Origin of the sequence: Arthrobacter alkaliphilus, assembly GCF_021483235.1 — a bacterium.
Taxonomy (GTDB): Bacteria; Actinomycetota; Actinomycetes; order Actinomycetales; family Micrococcaceae; genus Arthrobacter; species Arthrobacter alkaliphilus.
In genome coordinates, this window is the sequence record NZ_JAKEEC010000024.1 from 1 (window position 1) to 17,728 (window position 17,728).

Annotated in this window: 14 protein-coding genes; 9 read left to right on the forward strand and 5 right to left on the reverse strand. The window is 65.4% G+C overall.

The genetic code is table 11. The annotated features are described in order from the left end of the window. The first annotated feature begins 754 nt into the window (after nt 1-754). The 3 genes from L0B83_RS15210 (at nt 755) to L0B83_RS15220 (ending at nt 5,282) form a co-directional block, all read left to right on the forward strand. The gene (locus L0B83_RS15210) at nt 755-1,039 is read left to right on the forward strand and encodes an HU family DNA-binding protein (RefSeq protein ID WP_184739845.1); all 285 of its coding nucleotides are present in this window, start codon (nt 755-757) and stop codon (nt 1,037-1,039) included. A 104-nt stretch (nt 1,040-1,143) separates the two neighbouring features. Continuing rightward, on the forward strand, nt 1,144-3,309 hold the full coding sequence (locus tag L0B83_RS15215) for a bifunctional copper resistance protein CopD/cytochrome c oxidase assembly protein (protein WP_234759333.1): 2,166 nt from the start codon (nt 1,144-1,146) through the stop codon (nt 3,307-3,309). Then, complete coding sequence (locus tag L0B83_RS15220) at nt 3,309-5,282, forward strand: NHL domain-containing thioredoxin family protein (RefSeq protein ID WP_234759335.1); 1,974 nt, start codon at nt 3,309-3,311, stop codon at nt 5,280-5,282. The genes L0B83_RS15215 and L0B83_RS15220 overlap by 1 nt, the downstream gene beginning before the upstream one ends. A 50-nt stretch (nt 5,283-5,332) precedes the next feature. On the opposite strand, the gene L0B83_RS15225 is transcribed toward L0B83_RS15220, so the two are convergent. Next, on the reverse strand, nt 5,333-6,325 hold the full coding sequence (locus tag L0B83_RS15225; RefSeq protein WP_234759449.1) for a hypothetical protein: 993 nt from the start codon (nt 6,323-6,325) through the stop codon (nt 5,333-5,335). Between the two features lie 38 nt (nt 6,326-6,363). Further along, nucleotides 6,364-6,921 (reverse strand): dihydrofolate reductase family protein, encoded by a 558-nt coding sequence (locus L0B83_RS15230; protein WP_234759337.1) that lies wholly within the window; start codon nt 6,919-6,921, stop codon nt 6,364-6,366. 45 nt (nt 6,922-6,966) lie between these two features. On the opposite strand from L0B83_RS15230, the gene L0B83_RS15235 reads away from it, so the two are divergent. Further along, nucleotides 6,967-7,545, forward strand: coding sequence for a DinB family protein (locus L0B83_RS15235; RefSeq protein ID WP_234759339.1), 579 nt, complete (start codon nt 6,967-6,969; stop codon nt 7,543-7,545). 2 nt (nt 7,546-7,547) lie between these two features. Here L0B83_RS15235 and L0B83_RS15240 read toward each other — a convergent pair whose 3' ends face one another. Together L0B83_RS15240 and L0B83_RS15245 are read right to left on the reverse strand one after the other, a co-directional pair. Next, nucleotides 7,548-8,069 carry a GNAT family N-acetyltransferase gene (locus L0B83_RS15240; protein ID WP_234759341.1) on the reverse strand — a complete coding sequence of 174 codons (522 nt, stop codon included), beginning with the start codon at nt 8,067-8,069 and terminating at the stop codon, nt 7,548-7,550. 1 nt (nt 8,070) lies between these two features. After that, complete coding sequence (locus L0B83_RS15245; RefSeq protein ID WP_234759342.1) at nt 8,071-10,020, reverse strand: FAD/NAD(P)-binding protein; 1,950 nt, start codon at nt 10,018-10,020, stop codon at nt 8,071-8,073. A 287-nt stretch (nt 10,021-10,307) separates the two neighbouring features. Here L0B83_RS15245 and L0B83_RS15250 point away from each other — a divergent pair, with 287 nt between their 5' ends. The 5 genes from L0B83_RS15250 (at nt 10,308) to L0B83_RS15270 (ending at nt 15,714) form a co-directional block, all read left to right on the forward strand. Then, on the forward strand, nt 10,308-11,336 hold the full coding sequence (locus tag L0B83_RS15250) for an amino acid ABC transporter permease (protein WP_234759345.1): 1,029 nt from the start codon (nt 10,308-10,310) through the stop codon (nt 11,334-11,336). Then, nucleotides 11,333-12,190, forward strand: a complete 858-nt coding sequence (locus tag L0B83_RS15255; protein WP_234759346.1) for an amino acid ABC transporter ATP-binding protein — start codon at nt 11,333-11,335, stop codon at nt 12,188-12,190. The genes L0B83_RS15250 and L0B83_RS15255 overlap by 4 nt, the downstream gene beginning before the upstream one ends. A 14-nt stretch (nt 12,191-12,204) precedes the next feature. Further along, nucleotides 12,205-13,191: an ABC transporter substrate-binding protein gene (locus L0B83_RS15260; RefSeq protein ID WP_234759348.1), complete on the forward strand. Its 987-nt coding sequence runs from the start codon at nt 12,205-12,207 to the stop codon at nt 13,189-13,191. A gap of 67 nt (nt 13,192-13,258) precedes the next feature. Then, on the forward strand, nt 13,259-14,386 hold the full coding sequence (locus L0B83_RS15265) for an LLM class flavin-dependent oxidoreductase (protein ID WP_234759350.1): 1,128 nt from the start codon (nt 13,259-13,261) through the stop codon (nt 14,384-14,386). Further along, nucleotides 14,383-15,714 carry an NtaA/DmoA family FMN-dependent monooxygenase gene (locus L0B83_RS15270; RefSeq protein WP_234759352.1) on the forward strand — a complete coding sequence of 444 codons (1,332 nt, stop codon included), beginning with the start codon at nt 14,383-14,385 and terminating at the stop codon, nt 15,712-15,714. Before L0B83_RS15265 ends, L0B83_RS15270 begins: the two co-directional genes overlap by 4 nt. A gap of 96 nt (nt 15,715-15,810) precedes the next feature. On the opposite strand, the gene L0B83_RS15275 is transcribed toward L0B83_RS15270, so the two are convergent. Further along, nucleotides 15,811-17,412: an ABC-F family ATP-binding cassette domain-containing protein gene (locus L0B83_RS15275; protein WP_234759354.1), complete on the reverse strand. Its 1,602-nt coding sequence runs from the start codon at nt 17,410-17,412 to the stop codon at nt 15,811-15,813. Between the last annotated feature and the right edge of the window lie 316 nt (nt 17,413-17,728).

The window sequence follows — 17,728 nt, forward strand, 5'->3', positions numbered from 1 at the left end:
CCCGGACACACCACGTGTCCGGGGCCTGACCCATTTAAAACTCCACCACAACCACACGTGACCGGGCACCCGCCCAGAACCCGCCACAGGTGACCGGGCGTCCGCCAGGGAACCGCCATACGTGACCGGGCGTCCGGCAGGGAGTGACCGGATCTGACCGGGGGTCGGCCAAAAACCCGCCATACGTGACCGGGGGTCCGTCAAGGACCCTCGGTCACATATGAGCCTGTTTCCCCGGACCGTCGGTCAGATAAAGGCTTGTTTTCCTGGACCGTCGGTCACATAAGGGCCTGTTCCCCCGGACCCCGGCTCACCTATTACCGGTCCCGGCCCAACCCCCGGTCACGACCCAACGCCGGCGCACCCATGTGCCCCCGGCTGCCGCCNCCCCCGGACCCCGGCTCACCTATTACCGGTCCCGGCCCAACCCCCGGTCACGACCCAACGCCGGCGCACCCATGTGCCCCCGGCTGCCGCCCCGGATGTGGACGGGTGTTGGGTTGGGGGCGGCTGTATGTGACCGGGCGTCGGGCTGGGAGGCGGGATAGGTGACCGGGCGTCGGTCAGGTCCGGGAGTTCGCCCGCGGCGGAATTGACCCCCAAAACCGGCCGAAAATCGGTGAATTTGGTCAAAAAAGCGCGGAAACACGCGGAATTTGCTGGCCGCGTCCTCCCAAGCTGGTAAGTTTTCGAACAGTGGCTCATACGCATGCCGTGTGTGAGCTCCAAAATCGTAAAGTCCAGGAGGACACAAATGGCTAAGAACCGTAGCGAACTGGTTTCCGAGGTTGCTGGCAAGGCTGGCACCAGCCAGGCTGCAGTCAACTCCGTGCTCGATGCCCTGTTCGAAGTTTTCGAGACTTCCGTCGCCGCTGGCGAGAAGATCACCATCCCGGGCTGGCTCGCCATCGAGCGCACCGACCGCGCTGCCCGCACGGGCCGCAACCCGCAGACCGGCGAGACCATCCAGATCGCCGCTGGCCACAGCGTCAAGCTGACCGCCGGCTCCAAGCTGAAGGCAGCTGTCGCCAAGAAGTAAGTCACTTCGGCGAACGCCCAGAAAGGCGGCAACCTGCGGGTTGCCGCCTTTCTGCCTTAACCTGCCGATTCGCCGCGCCGCCGACGTTAGCGGACAATGGATAGGTGCCATCAGCCAAAACTCCCGCCACTGCCCCTTCTCCCGCTTCCAAGCCGGGAACGAAGGCAGGCGTTGCCGCGGAGGGGATCCCCCTGCCGTGGCAGCTTGCGGGCCTCGCTGCGCTGTTCCTAGCCCTCGCGGGCGCCCTGATCTTCTCCGGCGCCTCGGCCGCCCGCCAAGTCTCTGATCCAGGGGCCTTGGTCCGCTGGGGGCTGCCCGTCGCGAAAGCCGTTCAGAATGTGTCGTTGGCGACGGTGATCGGCGGCCTCATCTTCGCCGTCGCTATCCTTCCCAAGCACGTGTCCCGATCCAAGGGCGATGACGCCCCGGAACACCCCGCATTCTCCCGTGCGTTGGCCGTAGCCGCAGCAGCAGGCGCCGCCTGGACCCTTTCCGCCGTCGCGGTTCTGGTGCTCACCTACGCGGATGTAGCCGGGCAGAGCCTCTCCGGGGATGCGCAGTTCACTTCGTCGCTGGTCTACTTCATGACCGACATCCAGACGGGGCAAGCCTGGCTCGCGGTGACGATCATCGCCGCGATTGCAACTACGGCGCTGTTCGGTGTCCGCTCGTTGACGGGCTTGGCGCTGACGCTCGTCCTAGCGCTGGGCGGACTCATCCCGAGCGCGCTGATCGGCCACTCCGCGAGCTCCAGCGACCACGAGGGAGCCATCAACTCCCTCGGCCTGCACCTGGTAGGTGTCTCCACTTGGGTGGGCGGCATCATCATGCTTGCTGTCCTCTCGGGCCTCCTGCGGGGTTCGAAGGCAGCAGGCACCCAGGACATTACAGAGCAGACCCTCCGCCGGTTCTCTTCGTTGGCCGGCTTTGCCTTCGTGCTGGTTTTCGCTTCGGGCGTCGTCAACGCGAGCATCCGGGTCACCAGCTTTTCGGCTTTGGTCGGCACCCCGTATGGGCAGATCATCCTGGCGAAGGCGCTGGCCACTGTTGTACTCGGCTGCATCGGGTTCATGCACCGCCAGTGGGTGATCCCGCAGCTGGGCCGCAAGTCGATGACCACCCGCCGGGTGCTGTGGCAGCTCGTATTGATTGAACTTCTGGTGATGGGCGCGACGTCGGGACTCGCCGTCGCGCTGGCCAGCTCGGCACCGCCGCAGCCCGCCACCTACGCTCCTGACGCCTCGCCGGCCTTCATCCTGTCCGGTTACGAGCTGCCGCCTGAACTGACGCCCGCGCGCTGGTTGAGCGAGTGGCGCTTTGACTGGCTTTGGGTGGCCGTGGCCCTCTTCGGCGCCGCAAGCTACATCCTTGGCATGGTCAAGGTCCGGCGCCGCGGTGACTCTTGGTCCTGGTTCCGTGCGGCGAACTGGATGATCGGCCTGCTGGTCCTGACGTACATCACGTCCGGCCCGCCGTCGGTCTACGGGCGGGTCCTTTTCTCGGCGCACATGGTGGACCACATGGCGCTGACCATGGTAGCTCCGTTGTTCCTCGTCCTGGGTTCGCCGGTGACGCTGGCATTGCGCGCCCTGCCCAGCCGTGGCGAGGGATCGCGCGGGGACGGCTCCCGTGGCCTTCGCGAATGGCTCCTGGTATTCGTGCACTCGAAGTTCTCCCAGTTGGTGACCCACCCACTCTTCGCCGCGGCAAACTTTGCCGGTTCGATCGTGCTGTTCTACTTCTCGGACGCCTTCGGCTATGCGATGCGTGAGCACGTGGGCCATGAGCTCATGAACCTGCACTTCTTGCTGACCGGCTACATCTTTGTCCTCACCATGATCGGAACAGACCCGCTGCCCCGGCGCGCGCCCTACCCGATGCGTTTGCTTCTCCTGCTGGCCACCATGGCCTTCCACGCATTCTTCGGTGTGTCCATCATGGGCGGCACCGGGCTGCTCGCCGCCGATTACTTCGGCAACCTGGGCCGGACCTGGGGGGCCTCGGCCCTCGTGGACCAGCAGACAGGCGGTGCTGTGGCCTGGGGAATCGGCGAAGTTCCCACCTTGATCGTGGCGATCGGCGTCGCGGTCATGTGGTCGCGTTCGGACGAGCGCGAGACCAAACGCACCGACCGGGCGGCGGACAGGAATAACGACGCCGACCTCAATGCTTACAACGATATGTTTGCGCGGCTTGCAGACCGCGATGCCAAACTGGCGAATCGGGCCTCCAAGCAGCCCGAAAGCAAGACCAACCTGGAAGGACGCTGATGAGCGAAACCGTACGCACCCAACTGCGTGTCCGCGCCTCTGAACTGGTGGGCCGGGGCTGGCTCAACACCGGTGGCAAGACCCTGGACCTGGAGGCGCTGCGCGGAAAGATCGTTCTGCTGGACTTCTGGACGTTCTGCTGCATCAACTGCCTGCATGTCCTCGATGAGCTGCGCCCGCTTGAGGAAAAGTACTCCGACGTCCTGGTGACGGTGGGCGTGCACTCTCCCAAGTTCGAACACGAAGCCGATCCCGTGGCCCTCGCGTCCGCCGTGGAACGCTACGAAATCCACCACCCCGTCCTGGACGACCCCGAACTCGCCACCTGGAAGGCCTACACGGCCCGCGCCTGGCCCACCCTCGTGGTGGTGGACCCCGAGGGATACATCGTCGCCCACCTTTCGGGCGAGGGCCACGCTGACGGCCTGGCGGTGCTCCTCGAGGAGCTCGTTGCCGAGCACGAAGCCAAAGGGACCCTCCACCGCGGTGACGGCCCGTACGTAGCTCCCGTCCCGACGTCGGGCACTTTGCGTTTCCCGGGCAAGGCGACCCAGCTCAGCAACGGCAACTATCTCGTGGTCGATTCCGGCCACCACCGCCTCGTGGAACTGCGCCCGGACCTTGAGACGGTGGAGCGGATCATCGGTTCCGGCACCAAGGGCTACCTGGACGGCGCGGCGGAAATCGCCCAATTCAACGAGCCACAGGGCGTGGCAGTCCTTCCCTCGGACCTCGCGTGGAAGCTCGGCTACGACGCGGTGGTCGCGGACACCGTCAACCACCGGCTCCGCGGCGTCACGCTCAGCTCGGGGTACGTGCAGACCGTTGCCGGCAACGGAGTGCAGCGACTGCTCGACGCCGGCCCGGCCCGTGTGACGGAAAGCGGTGCCGGCGTTTGGGCTGAGCATCCCGACGGCGGTCCGGCCGACTTCGCGGCCGACGCAGTGGACGTCGGGGTACTGGGTGTCGGGACCGGGGTTTCCCTGTCCTCGCCATGGGACGTGGTGTGGAGCGAAAAGCTGCAGCGCGTCGTCATCGCCATGGCCGGCACGCACCAGATCTTTGCGTTCGAGCCCCTCAGCGGCGAGGTGTCCATCCTGGCCGGCTCTGGCCTTGAAGGCTTGCTTGACGGTGCCGCCGAGGAAGCCTGGTTCGCCCAGCCTTCGGGCCTCGCGGTGGACGCTGACCAGAACATCTGGGTGGCCGACTCCGAAACCTCGGCACTGCGCCGCTTGGTCCTCGGCGAAACGGGTGTGACAGTCGAGTCGGCCGTTGGCAAGGGCCTGTTCGATTTCGGATTCCGGGACGGCGAGGCGACCGAAGCCCGCCTGCAGCACCCCCTCGGGGTCACCGTGCTCCCCGATGGCTCCGTCGCTGTGGCGGACACCTACAACGGCGCCGTGCGGCGCTACGATCCCGCGGCCAAGGCAGTGTCCACCCTGGCGAGGGGCCTCGCCGAACCGAGCGACGTCGTCGTGGTCTACCCGGAAAGCGGGGAGCCGCTGCTGGTGGTGGTGGAGTCCAACAAGCACCAATTGGTCCTGGTTCCCATCCCCAAGGAAGCGCAGCAGGTGGACGAGGGAGCATCCCAGACCCAGCGGCCCAAGAGCCCTGTGGCGCCGGGAATGCTCGAACTCACCGTCCGCTTCAAGGCACCGACCGGACAGAAGCTCGACGACCGCTGGGGAGACCCCACGCAGTTGAAGATCTCATCCACTCCGCCCGAGCTGCTGCTTTCGGGCGGGGGAACCTCCGTGGGGCTGTTGCGGACCCTCGAGCTGTCCGCGGACGTGCCCGAGGGGGTCCTTCACATTACGGCACGCGCCGCTGCATGTGATGGCCCGGAAACCGAAGACGGCGAGATCCCGGACCACGCCGCGTGCCACCTCTACCAGCAAGACTGGGGCATCCCTGTGGTCCTGCAGGCCGACGGCGACACCGACTTGGTGCTCGACCTGCGCGGGATGGACTAAGCAGGTTGGACTAAGCAGTTTGTTCTAGGCCGGGCCTACGGAGGCCCGGCCTAGAAACTCACCAGGGGCGTGACTGTAATGGTGTCCGCGCCCACGTCCAACCGTGTGGTGAAGCTGAAGTCATGAACGGCGCTCAGGTCGCCGACCTGCCCGCTGAAAAGGTCGATTTCCCGGGCGGTCACCTTGGCCTTGCCGTTGAGGGGCGCCACGACCCACTGCCCGTTGAAAGGGTCGATACTGACCTTGGGGTACTCCGTGATCTGCCATTTGATGGTCCCGTCCACCACCCGGCTGTTGGTGACATGGTAGAACGGGCAGTCCGGCTGGAGCTTTTGCTGCTTGGTGGCGTCGGCTGCGCAGGTGTCCAGGAACTCCTTGACCTTGTCGCTCACCACCTTGACCATTGCGTCGGTCGGCTTGGTCAGGAGGTTGAGGGGCGCCTGGGGCAGGGCCCCGGTGGTCACGGACGTGCTGGCGGTCGGTGCCGAGAAGTATTTGCCGGTGAGGCTGGCTTCGTATTGGCCGGGGTAAAACACGGCAAAGCTGTTGCGGCCATTGGGCAAGCTCACCGGGACCCCGTTCAGGGTGGCCTCGTTGGCGTTCACCACGGTGACCTCGATGGTCGGCAAGGAGGACGGCACGAAGGACCACTTGCCGAAGAACAGCCACTCGGTGCCCGTCCGCTCCAGCAGGAAATCCGAATGCAGGGCCTTGCCGTCGATCTTGTAGTCCATGGGGACCGATACCCGGTTGCCGCCGCGGGACTCTGCGTTGCCGATCTTGATATCGGTCATCTTCGACGCCGCCGTCTGCAGGGCGGTACCGTCCAGCATCGCTGCATTGGCGTTGGGCACCGAGGCGTGCAGGAGCCCCAAGGCTTCGCCGCCGTGCCCCTGCTGAAGGGCTGCGAGGTAATCGCGCACTTGCTGCTGCGGGCTTGCTACGGAGCCGCTCACCAGGTTGACGGAAACGATCGCTGCGGCCACGGCAAGCATCAGACCGAGCAGCCACCCGGCCGCGGTCTTCACCAACGCTTGACTCAACTGCACGCCCTTTACGTTACCCGCCGCGCTGAGGTTCCTTATGCTCGGTTGGCGTACCGGAGGTAGACGACGCCGTTGCCAAAGCGGCGCTCGTCCAACAGCTCAAGGGTCAGGCCGACGCCGTCGGGCAGGAATTGTTTGCCGCCTCCCACCACCACCGGCGTGAGGAAAAGGCAGAACTCGTCCACTAGCCCGGCCCTGATGGCCTGGGCGGCGAGCACCGTGCCACCAATGGACATGTCCAGCTCTGCGGCCTCTTTCAGCCCGCGGATGGCGCCGGCGTCGAACTCCCGCTCAATGCGTGTCCTGGCGGTGGACGGACTGTCCAAGCTGGTGGAGTACACAATTTTGTCCGCGGTGCGCCAGATGTCTGCGTAGTCGCGCATGACCTGGGGCTCTCCTGAGAGGGGCATGTCCTCCCACGCGGCCATGACCTCGTACATCCGCCTGCCGTAGAGGTAGGTGCCAATGGGCCGCTCAAGGTCGTTGACGAAGGCGTGCACTTCTTCGTCCGGCATGCTCCAGTCAAACTTTCCGTCGGCGTCGGCGGTGTAGCCGTCAAGGGACATGATCCCCGCGTAGATCAGTTTCGCCATGCACAGACGGTACACACCTGCAGGGGCGACGGTATAGTGCCCGGCATGGATGACAAAGCGATTCTGCTCAAATACCTGCGCGCCCGTCGCGGCGACCTCCTCGCCAAGCTTGACGGACTCGACGAGTACGACGTCCGCCGGCCCATGACCCCCACAGGCACCAATCTCTTGGGACTGGTCAAGCACGTGGCGAGCGTGGAACTCGGCTATTTCGGGGAGGTGTTCGGCCGGCCAAGCGGCCGGGATTTGCCGTGGTTTGCCGATGATGCCGAGCCTGACGCGGACCTGTGGGTTCCGGCCGAGGAAAGCCGCGAAAGCATCATCGAACTCCACCGTTTTTCTGCGCAACACAGCGACGCAACCATCGAGTCGCTCCCGCTCGACGCTCCCGGAGAAGTGCCGTGGTGGCCGGAGGAACGCCGGCACGTGACTCTCCATCAGATCCTGGTGCACATGTGCGTCGAGACAGCCCAGCACTTGGGACACGCCGACATCCTTCGTGAACTCATCGACGGCTCGGCAGGGAAAGGCCCGGGGGACCCGAACTTGTCACAGCGAACCACCGAAGAATGGGCCGATCACCGTGCCCGGATCGAAGCCGCGGCGCGCCAGATTGCGGGCTAGGTTCAGTCCTGGGCGGCCGCCAGGTCCTTCGTGAACGCCAGGTGCTTGATGGCCTCGGGATCGGCGTCGAGGTCGAAGAGTGCCGTGTACCCGGTTGCAAGGTACAGGTTCTTCGCTTCGGGCTGCCGCGGACCGGTGGTCAGGTAGATCTTGAGATAGCCGCGGCGGGCCGCCTCGGCCTCGAGTTCGGCGAGGACCACCTTGGCCAGCCCACGACGCCGGTGCGCGGAATGCGTCCAGATCCGCTTGAGTTCCGCCGTGGTTGCGTCATAGCGCCGGAATGCGCCACCGGCCACGGTTTCGCCGTTCTCCTGCAAGATGAGCAGGGTCCCGTGGGGTGCGGCGAACTCCTCCGCGGGGTACCGTCGGAGCTCCTCCGCCGCGCCCCCGCTGCCAAAGAAGTCTCCATAGCGGGTGGTGTATTCGACGGCGAGTTCATCCAGGAGTGGTTTGACGCGCGGATCGTGCATGGCCAGGGTCAGGACGGAAAGGCCCAACGACGTCAGGGTCGGTGTTGTTGTCATGTCATGCCTTTCGTTGAAGGGGTACGCTTCGGTGGGTGTCGGACAATTCGGCCAGGATCCGGCGGGCCAAGGCGTCGTTCTCCCGGAACGGTGCCGCGTTGGTGCCGGGGCGGGCGAATGCCCCCGCACCCCACCCCGAGGTCCACGGTCCGATGGCGTACAGCCCCACGTGCGGTCCGCCGTCGGGAGCCAGGACTTCGTGCGAACCCGAGACCAACAACTTACCTGTAGAGTGCAGGCCGTCCGAGGTGAGGAGCAACTGCTCGGTCCCCCGGCCGGCGTCGTGCAGGTCCGCCAACGCGGGGTTCGCAGACCGCGCCACTGACGGCGAAGGCAGCCGGGCCTCAATGTACGCGGCAGCGTCGATGAGCACGGGCGACTGGAAGGACCCGGCCACGAACCGGCCACTCGCTTCATCCGGCCGCACCCACATTCCCGGGCCGAGGAAGTGCAGGTATCCGGCCCGGTGCAGGGCGAGCATCTCGCGAAGGCGGTGCGGCGGCGGGCCGGAGTCCACGAAGCTGAAGAAGCCGTGCCACCAACCGTGCACCGCCTGCAGTGAGCGCGAATTGAGCCGGTCCTGGGGAACCAACCGGCCGAGTTCCATGTAGACCTTGAGCAGGGCCGTGAACAGGGCCAACGTCTCCGAATGGTCCGGACTCGTGCGGAGGTGAAGGTCACGCTCGATGTAGCGCACCACGGACCGTTCCACGTCGGCATGGTCCGCGAACGCGCAGCCGCTGAATGGTTGGTCCAAAGCCTCGAGATCCAGGCGGAGGGTTGCGTCCGGAATGGCCGCGGCAACGAGGTCTTCACGTTCACGGCTGTACCAATCCAGGGCGTCGAAGTGAGCGGAAAACTCGTCCCAGCCACCGTTGACGCGGCCGGGATAGCCGGTGAAGAGCTCGCGATAATAGGCGTATCCGGCGTCCTTGGCGATGAGCGGCCACAGTTGGGTCCGGAAATCCAACTCCCCGTGGGCTGTGAGCAGCGCTTCCACGGCATCCGCCGTGAAGTACCGCGGGGCGCCGACCGGCCCACCCCGCAGGGTGGAAGAAATTTTGGAGTGGTAGGGCACTCCGCGGCGCGAGCCGGCCCAGAGCCGCGGTTCGGCTCCCGACGGCACATAGTCCAGACGGCCGTCGGGCCCCTCTTCGAAGCGGCCGCCGCGGCCTTCGAACAGCAACACCAGCAGGTCCACGAAGGCCAGCCCCATGCCTGAAACGAGCACGTCCTGGCCGGGACCGATGGCCGAATAGTCGACATCGGTGGTGTACGACGGCGCCGCGTGGAATCCGCCGTGACGTGCCGCGAATTCGCCGAGCCGTGCCGACTCGGGCTCGGCGCGGGAGTCGGTGTGGCCCAGCGAGTAGACCACGAGGTCGGTTTCGAGCACCCCTCCGGAGGCGAGCCGCACGAGGTGCCGCGTGGTGACGTCGGGCAGGGCCGGATCTTCGGGAGAGCAGCGTTCGACGGCGGTTGCCGTGTCCCGGTGGACCGTCACCGCGACGTCCGGGCCGAGTGCCGCAACCGCCCGGCGGAAGAACCACTCGAGGTACTTCCCTTGGAGCTGGCGGCTGGGAAAGGACGCTGGTGTGAGCGTCCGCAGCTGGTCGAGGAGGTGGCCTTCCAACGGCGGGACGTCGCGGATGGAGCCATCCAACACGCCGGAAGCCCAGGTAGTGAGGCCGGGCCCGTCAATAGCGGGACCGTCGCACGCCACCGAATCGTCGGTGAACATCGTGATGTCCGTGGACATGGAGTTGAGGAGGAGTCCCGGGCTCTGGTCATAGCGCCAGATCCTCCCGGAACCCGGTGCGTGCGGCTCCACCACGTGGATGGAGAGGGGGCCCTCGAAGAGGCCGGGCCTGTTGGCCGCGAGTCTTTCGAGGATGCCGGCTGCGCGCGGACCACCGCCGATGAACACGATGGTTGGTGCATAAGGCAGCATGGCAACTCCTGTTGGCGGTGGTTGGTGGTAACCGAGCCTAGGGACGTCACGGGCCTTCGGTCGAGGCGCTGGTAACGGCCGTTCACCCCGCGACATGGCACGTCAAAAGACGCAACGAGCCGACCAATATGGCGCGATGTGAAGCCCGAATGAAGCAACGGGTAGCCCGGTGAACCCCTGTGAAGACCCGTGAAGAAGTGCAAATATCCGCCTTGCAGCCGTTTCGAAACCGCCCCTAGATTGGCAGCCATCCGAAAGCCAACAACCGATAAGAAGCGAGGTGGCGCATGAGTTCAGCAGCAACCACAGTGGCGCAGTCCGCACAGCGATCTGCACCGGGACCGGCCACCCGCGCGGAAGCGGAAAACCTGGCCGATACCGGGTCCGCGGCCGCCCTCCCGGCGGACTACTCCGATTACAAGCTGGTCCCGGCCCGGCATCCATGGCGCTGGGTGGGCACAGTAGTGGTGGCGCTCGGCATCGCGGCTGTGGCCTGGTCCCTGGCAACGAATCCGCGCTGGGAATGGGGCGTCGTCGCGCAATGGTTCACGGCGCAATCCGTGGTGACCGGCCTTGTGGAGACCCTCAAGCTGACGGCCATCTCCGGAGCGCTTGGCTTCATCCTCGGCTTCATCCTTGCGCTGATGAGGCTCTCCGCCTCTCCGCTGTTGGTCTCGGTGTCCTGGACGTTCTCCTGGATCTTCCGCTCCACGCCGCTGTTGGTGCAGGTGCTGCTTTGGTACAACCTTGGCTACCTGTACGAGAAGGTCAGCCTGGGAATCCCGTTCACGGATGTCCGATTCTTCGAAGCCCAGACCACCACGCTCATCAGCCAGTTCGCCGCGGCGGTCCTGGGCCTGACCCTCAACCAGGCAGCGTACTCGGCGGAGATCATCCGCGGCGGGATCCTCTCCGTGGACCAAGGCCAGCTCGAGGCAGCGGCAGCCCTGGGAATTCCGGCCTGGCGACGTTCCACCCGGATCATCCTGCCACAGGCTATGCGGGCCATCCTGCCCACTGCCTTCAACGAGATCATCGGCCTGGTCAAGGGCACCTCGATTGTCTACGTCCTGGCCTACTCGGAGCTCTTCTACACAGTGCAGGTCATCTACAACCGCACGCAGCAGGTCCTCCCGCTGCTCCTTGTGGCGACGCTCTGGTACGTGGTCATCACCTCGGTGCTGAGCGTCCTGCAGTACTACATCGAGCGGCATTTTTCGAAGGGCGCCGTCCGCAACCTGCCGCTGACTCCGCTGCAGAAAGTCCGGCGCTTCCTCTCCACCCACGCCGCCACGAACGTCAGGAGCCCTCGATGAGCACCACTGTTGTCACCACTGAGGCTCCGACGACGGCGGCACCGGCCGCCGCTGCAACCCGCGGCCAAGTGGAAATCACCAACGTCCGCAAGTCTTTTGGCGGCACGGAAGTCCTCAAGGGCGTTTCCCTCACGGTTCCGTCAGGTGGCGTAGCGGTGATCGTGGGACCCTCGGGCTCCGGGAAATCCACACTGCTGCGCACCATCAACCACCTGGAAAAGGTTGACGGCGGGTACATCACCATCGACGGCCAGTTGGTGGGCTACCAGGTCCGCGGGAACAAGCTGCATGAACTGCGCGAGAAGGACATCCTCAAGCAGCGCACGGACATCGGCATGGTGTTCCAGAACTTCAACCTGTTCCCCCACCTGACCGCACTGGAGAACGTGGCCGAGGCGCCCGTCGTCGCGCTCCGTTCCGACAACAGCCAGCGACGGAACAAAGGTGAAGCCCGCCAACGTGCCCTGGAGCTCCTGGACCGCGTAGGCCTCAAGGACCGGGCCGACGCCTACCCGAGGCAATTGTCCGGCGGCCAGCAGCAGCGCGTCGCCATCGCCCGCGCCCTCGCCCTGGACCCCAAGATCCTGCTCTTCGACGAACCCACCTCGGCCTTGGACCCGGAACTCGTCAACGAAGTCCTGGACGTCATCCGCGAGCTTGCCACTTCCGGCACCACCCTGATCATCGTGACGCACGAAATGGGTTTCGCCCGGGACGTGGCGGACACCGTGGTCTTCATGGACCAGGGCCAGATCGTGGAACAAGGCAATCCCCTCGAGATCTTCGCGAACCCACAGGAACCCCGGACCCGCAGCTTCTTCTCCAAAGTCATCGAACCAGCTTTCAACATCTGAGAAAGTCCCTAAAAATGCCACGCATCACAACCAAGCTCCTGGCGCTCGCGGTACTGCCCGCCGTCGTCCTTCCCGCGCTCGCCGGGTGCTCCGATCCGGGGGCGGCGGCGGCCGGAGCGAGCCCGTCCGCCAGCGCGGCCCGAAACGGCGTCGTCTACAACACCTCGCCTGAGCAGAACCGCATCCGTGCCCAGAAGGATCCAGCCGCGGCAGCTGCGGTTCCTGCCGGGATCGGTAAGGACGGCAAGCTGACCGTGGCCACCACGGCGGGCTCCATCCCCTTGTCGTTCCACGCCACGGATGACAAGACGCCCGTCGGCGTGGAGGTGGACATCGCCCAGCTCGTGGCGGACAAGCTGGGGCTGGCGTTGGACCTTCAGGTCACTTCCTGGGAGAACTGGCCGCTCAAGACCCAGTCCGGCGATTTCGAGGCCGTGTTCTCGAACGTGGGCATCAACAAGGACCGGGTGAAGCTTTTCGATTTCTCCACCTACCGGGCCGCGTACATGGGCTTTGAAGCCAAAAAGTCGTCCAACTACAACATCAAGGGCGCGGATGACATCTCCGGCCTGAAGGTTTCCGTCGGCTCGGGCACCAACCAGGAGAAGATCCTCCTCGCGTGGAACAAGGACCTGGAAGCGCGCGGCAAGGCTCCTGCAACCCTGCAGTACTACTCTTCCGACGCTGACACCATCCTGGCCCTCTCCTCCGGCCGGACGGACTTGAACATTGCGCCGTACCCGTCCGTCTCCTACCGGGAGAACACCCGGGACGATCTGAAAGTGGTCGGCAAGGTCAACGCCGGCTGGCCTTCCGAGACCCTTGTCGCGGCCACCACGCTGAAAGGCAACGGATTGGCGCCGGCCATCACGGACGCCCTGAACTCAGCCATCAAGGACGGATCGTACGGCAAGGTCCTGGAGCGCTGGGGCCTGTCCGAGGAAGCCTTGCCGGAGTCGAAAACCGTCACTGAGGCGAACTTCGGGGTCGGTGCCAAATGAGGGAAAACACTGTGAAACAGCATGTCTATGCCGGTGAAGAAATCCCCTACGAACGTCTGGAGCAGCAGTGACCCACCTCAGCAAGGCCGGATTCCTCGCGATCGAACTCGACAGCGCAGGCTGGGACGGCGCCGGCTTCGGACCAGGATCCGACGCCGGCTTCTCGAGCCTCGCCGAAGCGGTCCTCGCCGCCGAATCCGCAGGCTTCCATGTGGCAACTTTCGCCGATTCGCCGGCTCCGGGCCGCGCCAACGCGTTGCAGCGTGCCGCGTTCGCGGGCCCGGTGACGCGGAACATCGCGCTGGTCCCGGAAGTGGACACCGTGTACACCGAGCCGTTCCACATTTCGACGCAGCTCGCGAGCCTGGACTACGTCTCCGGCGGACGTGCCGGGTGGATCGCCACCGCAGCGGGCACGCCCGAGGCCGCTGCCGCCGTCGGACGTACCCTCGTGGAGGGCGGCGCACTGGCACAGGAAGCCGCTGCGTCCATTGAGGTGGGCCGCCGGCTGTGGGACTCATGGGAGGACGACGCCGTGATCCGCGACGTCGCGACCGGCCGGTACCTCGACGTCGACAAGCTCCACTACGCGGACTTCGAAACTCCCGCGGACTTCCCTGGTCCCGGGTATTCCGTGAAGGGTCCGTCCATCATTCCGAGGCCGCTGCAGGGGCAGGTGCCGGTGCTCGCCGCGGCCTCGTTGGTGGGCGACGGGCAAGTCCCGCGCGATGCCGTGGATGCCGTACTGGTGAGCGCGCCGACGCCCGAATTGCTGCCTGACGAGATCCGCGACGTGCGTACCCGCCTCGGGGGTTCTGCGGCGATCGTGGCAGAGCTCGACGTCGTGCTGGACTCCCGCGGTCAGGCCGCGGGTTCGCGCGCCGGCGCCGAAAGCGGGCGTGCGCGGTTCGCCGGTTCGGCGGCCGGCCTCACCAACTACCTCGAACTGCTTCTTGCAGAAGCCGACGGCGTCCGCCTCCACCCGGCGTCTCTCGCCGTCGAACTGGACGAACTTTCGCGCCTGGTGCTGCCGGAGCTGCGGCGCCGCGGTGCTTTGCGGGCGCCGCTCCAGGACGGCACCTTCCGCGAAGTGTTGGGGCTCGAACGCCCGGAAAGCCGCTATGCCCGCCCATCAACTCATGCAGCGGCGGATGCCGTTGGCGCTCGTAGCGCCGGAAACCAGGGGAGACCATGACAAAGCACAACCGTGCTAAATTCCAGCCGAGTGGGAAGATCCAGTTCGGGGTCTTCTTCCAAGGCGTTAATTCCGGCACCATTTGGAAGGCGCCCGAGTCCGGTTCGCAGACCGATTTCGAGTCGTTCCGGAGGGTCGTCCAGACAGCGGAGCGCGGGCTCTTCGCCGCGTTCTTCCTTGGCGAGGGGCTGCGTCTTCGGGAACACCTCGGGCGCCCGCACGCCTTGGATGTCGCGGGGCGGCCGGATGCGCAGACCATGCTGGCCGCGCTGGCTTCCGTGACCAAGAACATCGGACTGGTGGCCACGCAGAACACCACGTATAACGATCCCGCCGATTTGGCCCACCGCTTGTCCTCGTTGGACCTGATCTCCGGCGGCCGGGCCGCCTGGAACGTGGTCACCACGGACAACGCCTGGACCGGCGCAAACTTCCGTCGGGGCGGCTACCTCGACCACGCCGACCGGTACAAGCACGCCGAAGCGTTCGTCGAAACAGCGAAGCGCATCTGGGACTCCTGGGAGACGCCGGCCGGACCTGCTCGGCGGGTGATCCACTCCGGGCAGCACTACACGGTGGACGTCACGCCCCGGCTGCCGCGCAGCGCCCAGTACCGTCCCGTGCTCTTCCAAGCCGGCGATTCCCCGGAAGGCCGCGATTTCGCTGCCCGGCAGGCCGACGTCATCTTCTCGGCACATCCGAAGTTCGACGATGCCGTGGAATTCCGCGCCGACATCGTGAAACGCTCCTTGGCAGCCGGACGGGCCGCGAACGACGTCAAGATCATGCCTGCCAGCGAGTTCATCCTGGCCGCAACCGACGTTGAAGCGCGGGAGAAGAAGGAATGGGTGCGCAGCCTGCAGATCGGGCCGCAGCAAGCCATTGCCTACCTGGAGCAATTCTGGGGCCGCGAACTCTCCGAGTACGATCCCGACGGTCCGCTCCCGGACATCGATCCCGTCGTGGAGGAGACCTCCGAGACGCGCGGCAGCGGTTTCCATGGTGCCAAGGCCCGGCAACTCGCGGACCAGTGGAGGGCCGAGGCCAAGGACAAGGGCCTGTCCATCCGCCAGTTCGTCACCTCCCGCACGGCCAGGGTGGATGCGACGTTCACGGGATCGTACTCTGCCGTGGCTGACCATCTCGCCGAATACGCGCGTGTCGGTGCCGTGGACGGGTTCAACATCTCGCCATGGCTCATCCCCACCGGCCTCGACGACATCGTGAACCACCTCGTTCCTGAGCTGCAGGAACGCGGCGTCTACCCCACGAAGTACGCCGGGTCCACCCTCCGCGGGAACCTTGATCTTCCATCGATTGCTGAGTAGACGTCGTTTTGGGGGTCCAAAACGACGTTTACTCAGCAGTGGATCCAACGGTGACGGGCTCGTGCGGTTGTACCTCACCGTATGGGAGCAGTGGATCTAGGGGAGGCTAAACCGTGAGCACCCGGCGCCGTCGAGTTCGGCCACTGTGTCGATTTTGAGGCGGCTGAGGAACCCGACGTCGTGGCTCACGATGAGCAGGGCGCCACGGTATGCGTCCAGGGCTTCGGCGAGTTGTTCAACGCTGGCAATGTCGAGGTTGTTTGTCGGTTCGTCGAGGACCAGCAGCTGGGCGGGCGGCTCCGCCAAGAGCAGCTTCGCGAGGCTGACCCGGAAGCGTTCGCCTCCCGACAGGCTGGAGACCGGGCGATCAACGGCCGATCCCCGGAGGAGGAGGCGTGCGAGTTGATTGCGGATGTCGCCCGGCGCCGAGGCGGGTGCCGCGTCCCGCACGTTTTCCAAGGCCGAGCGGGAATCGTCCAGGCCGTCGAGCCGTTGCGGGAGATATCCCACTCGATCGGTCCACAGCCTCCCCGTGATCCGGCCCGAGGATTTGGCGGCGTCCCCCTCGACGAGATCCCTGAGCAGGGTCGACTTGCCGGAGCCGTTGGGTCCCACCAGGGCCACGCGCTCGGGGCCCTGGATGAGAATCGTCCGGGAGCCGTCGCTCAGTTCGGCAATGCGGCGGCTCCGCGGCACGTCGGGATCGGGAAGGGTGAGGTGGATGTGCTCAACCTCCCGGACCCTCGCGTCGGCGGCGTCGACGGCGGACTGGGCTGACAGCACTTTGTCGTCGAGAGTCGAGCGCATAGAGCCAGCAGACGCCTGCGCCTTGCTCGCACGGTTGCCGGCCAGGATCTTCGGGATGCCGCCGCCGGCTTGGGATTTCTTTGCTGTGCGCTCGCGGCGGGCAAGCTTGGTTTCGGCTTCGACACGTTGCTTCTTCTCCACCTTCAGCGCTTGCTGGGCGCTTCGTGCCGCCTGGACGGCAGCGGCTTGTTCCTGCTCGCGATGTTCGGTGAAAAGACTGTACGGGCCACCAAACACCTCGAGCTTTCCGGCGTGAAGCTCAGCAGTGGAGTCCATGTGCTCAAGCAACTCGAGATCGTGGGTGACCACCACGAGGGTGCCCGGCCAACTGTCGACGAAACCGGCGAGTTTGGCGCGGGTGGTTCGATCAAGGTTGTTGGTGGGTTCGTCGAGAAGCGTGACGGGCGTGCCCCGGAGACGCAGCCCGGTCAGTGCAATGAGCATCGCTTCGCCACCTGAGAGGTCCCCGACCTGTCGGTTGAGATCGCCCGCGGAGAAACCGACTTCGTGCAGTGCCTCGTCCGCCCGCGACTCAATGTCCCAGTCATTGCCGACTATATCGAAATGCCGCTCGTCGATGTCGCCGGCCTCAATGGCACGGAGCGCCGTGAGTATGCCGTCGATTCCCAGGAGTTCGGCGACCGTCGTGAGCTTCCCGAGGGTCAAATTCTGGGCGAGGTAGCCGACGTCGCCAACGGTTTCGACCCGGCCCGTGGTCGGCTTTAGTTTGCCGGCGATCAAACGGAGCAGGGTCGATTTTCCTGCACCATTCCGGCCGACTAGTCCAGTCCGGCCAGCGGTCATGGTGCCATTGAGCCGGTGAAGAGCGGTAGTGCCGTCCGGCCACTCGAATGACAGGTCGTGCAGGGTGATGGCTGATCGTGCTGACATGGGAGACAGTCCTTTGGTTCTTGCCCACCAGGGGCGCAGTCAGGGGGTCGGCGTGGCTCTCTTCGGGGCGCAAAAAAGCGCGCAACAACGAAGGGCATTGAACCTGACGTACCGGCCGATCAGAGAAGCTGGGCCGCCGTTTAACAGCGACTACAGGTAGCTGAAAGGAGATTCCTCACCGTGTGCGCATGAGCGCAATACAACCGGGTGGCCACCGAACGTCAGGTGGCTAGCCTCTGTCGACCTCTATCTCCATAAGCCAAACGATATCGGCAATCGTCTTGCGCGGCCAATTGGCCCATGGCTTTCAATGCTT

Coding starts and splice junctions, on each gene's coding strand:
- L0B83_RS15235 (WP_234759339.1), top strand. CDS start 6,967: ATGGATGACAAAGCGATTCTGCTCAAATACCTGCGCGCCCGTCGCGGC.
- L0B83_RS15250 (WP_234759345.1), top strand. CDS start 10,308: ATGAGTTCAGCAGCAACCACAGTGGCGCAGTCCGCACAGCGATCTGCA.
- L0B83_RS15210 (WP_184739845.1), top strand. CDS start 755: ATGGCTAAGAACCGTAGCGAACTGGTTTCCGAGGTTGCTGGCAAGGCT.
- L0B83_RS15275 (WP_234759354.1), bottom strand. CDS start 17,412: ATGTCAGCACGATCAGCCATCACCCTGCACGACCTGTCATTCGAGTGG.
- L0B83_RS15270 (WP_234759352.1), top strand. CDS start 14,383: ATGACAAAGCACAACCGTGCTAAATTCCAGCCGAGTGGGAAGATCCAG.
- L0B83_RS15220 (WP_234759335.1), top strand. CDS start 3,309: ATGAGCGAAACCGTACGCACCCAACTGCGTGTCCGCGCCTCTGAACTG.
- L0B83_RS15260 (WP_234759348.1), top strand. CDS start 12,205: ATGCCACGCATCACAACCAAGCTCCTGGCGCTCGCGGTACTGCCCGCC.
- L0B83_RS15245 (WP_234759342.1), bottom strand. CDS start 10,020: ATGCTGCCTTATGCACCAACCATCGTGTTCATCGGCGGTGGTCCGCGC.
- L0B83_RS15240 (WP_234759341.1), bottom strand. CDS start 8,069: ATGACAACAACACCGACCCTGACGTCGTTGGGCCTTTCCGTCCTGACC.
- L0B83_RS15230 (WP_234759337.1), bottom strand. CDS start 6,921: ATGGCGAAACTGATCTACGCGGGGATCATGTCCCTTGACGGCTACACC.
- L0B83_RS15255 (WP_234759346.1), top strand. CDS start 11,333: ATGAGCACCACTGTTGTCACCACTGAGGCTCCGACGACGGCGGCACCG.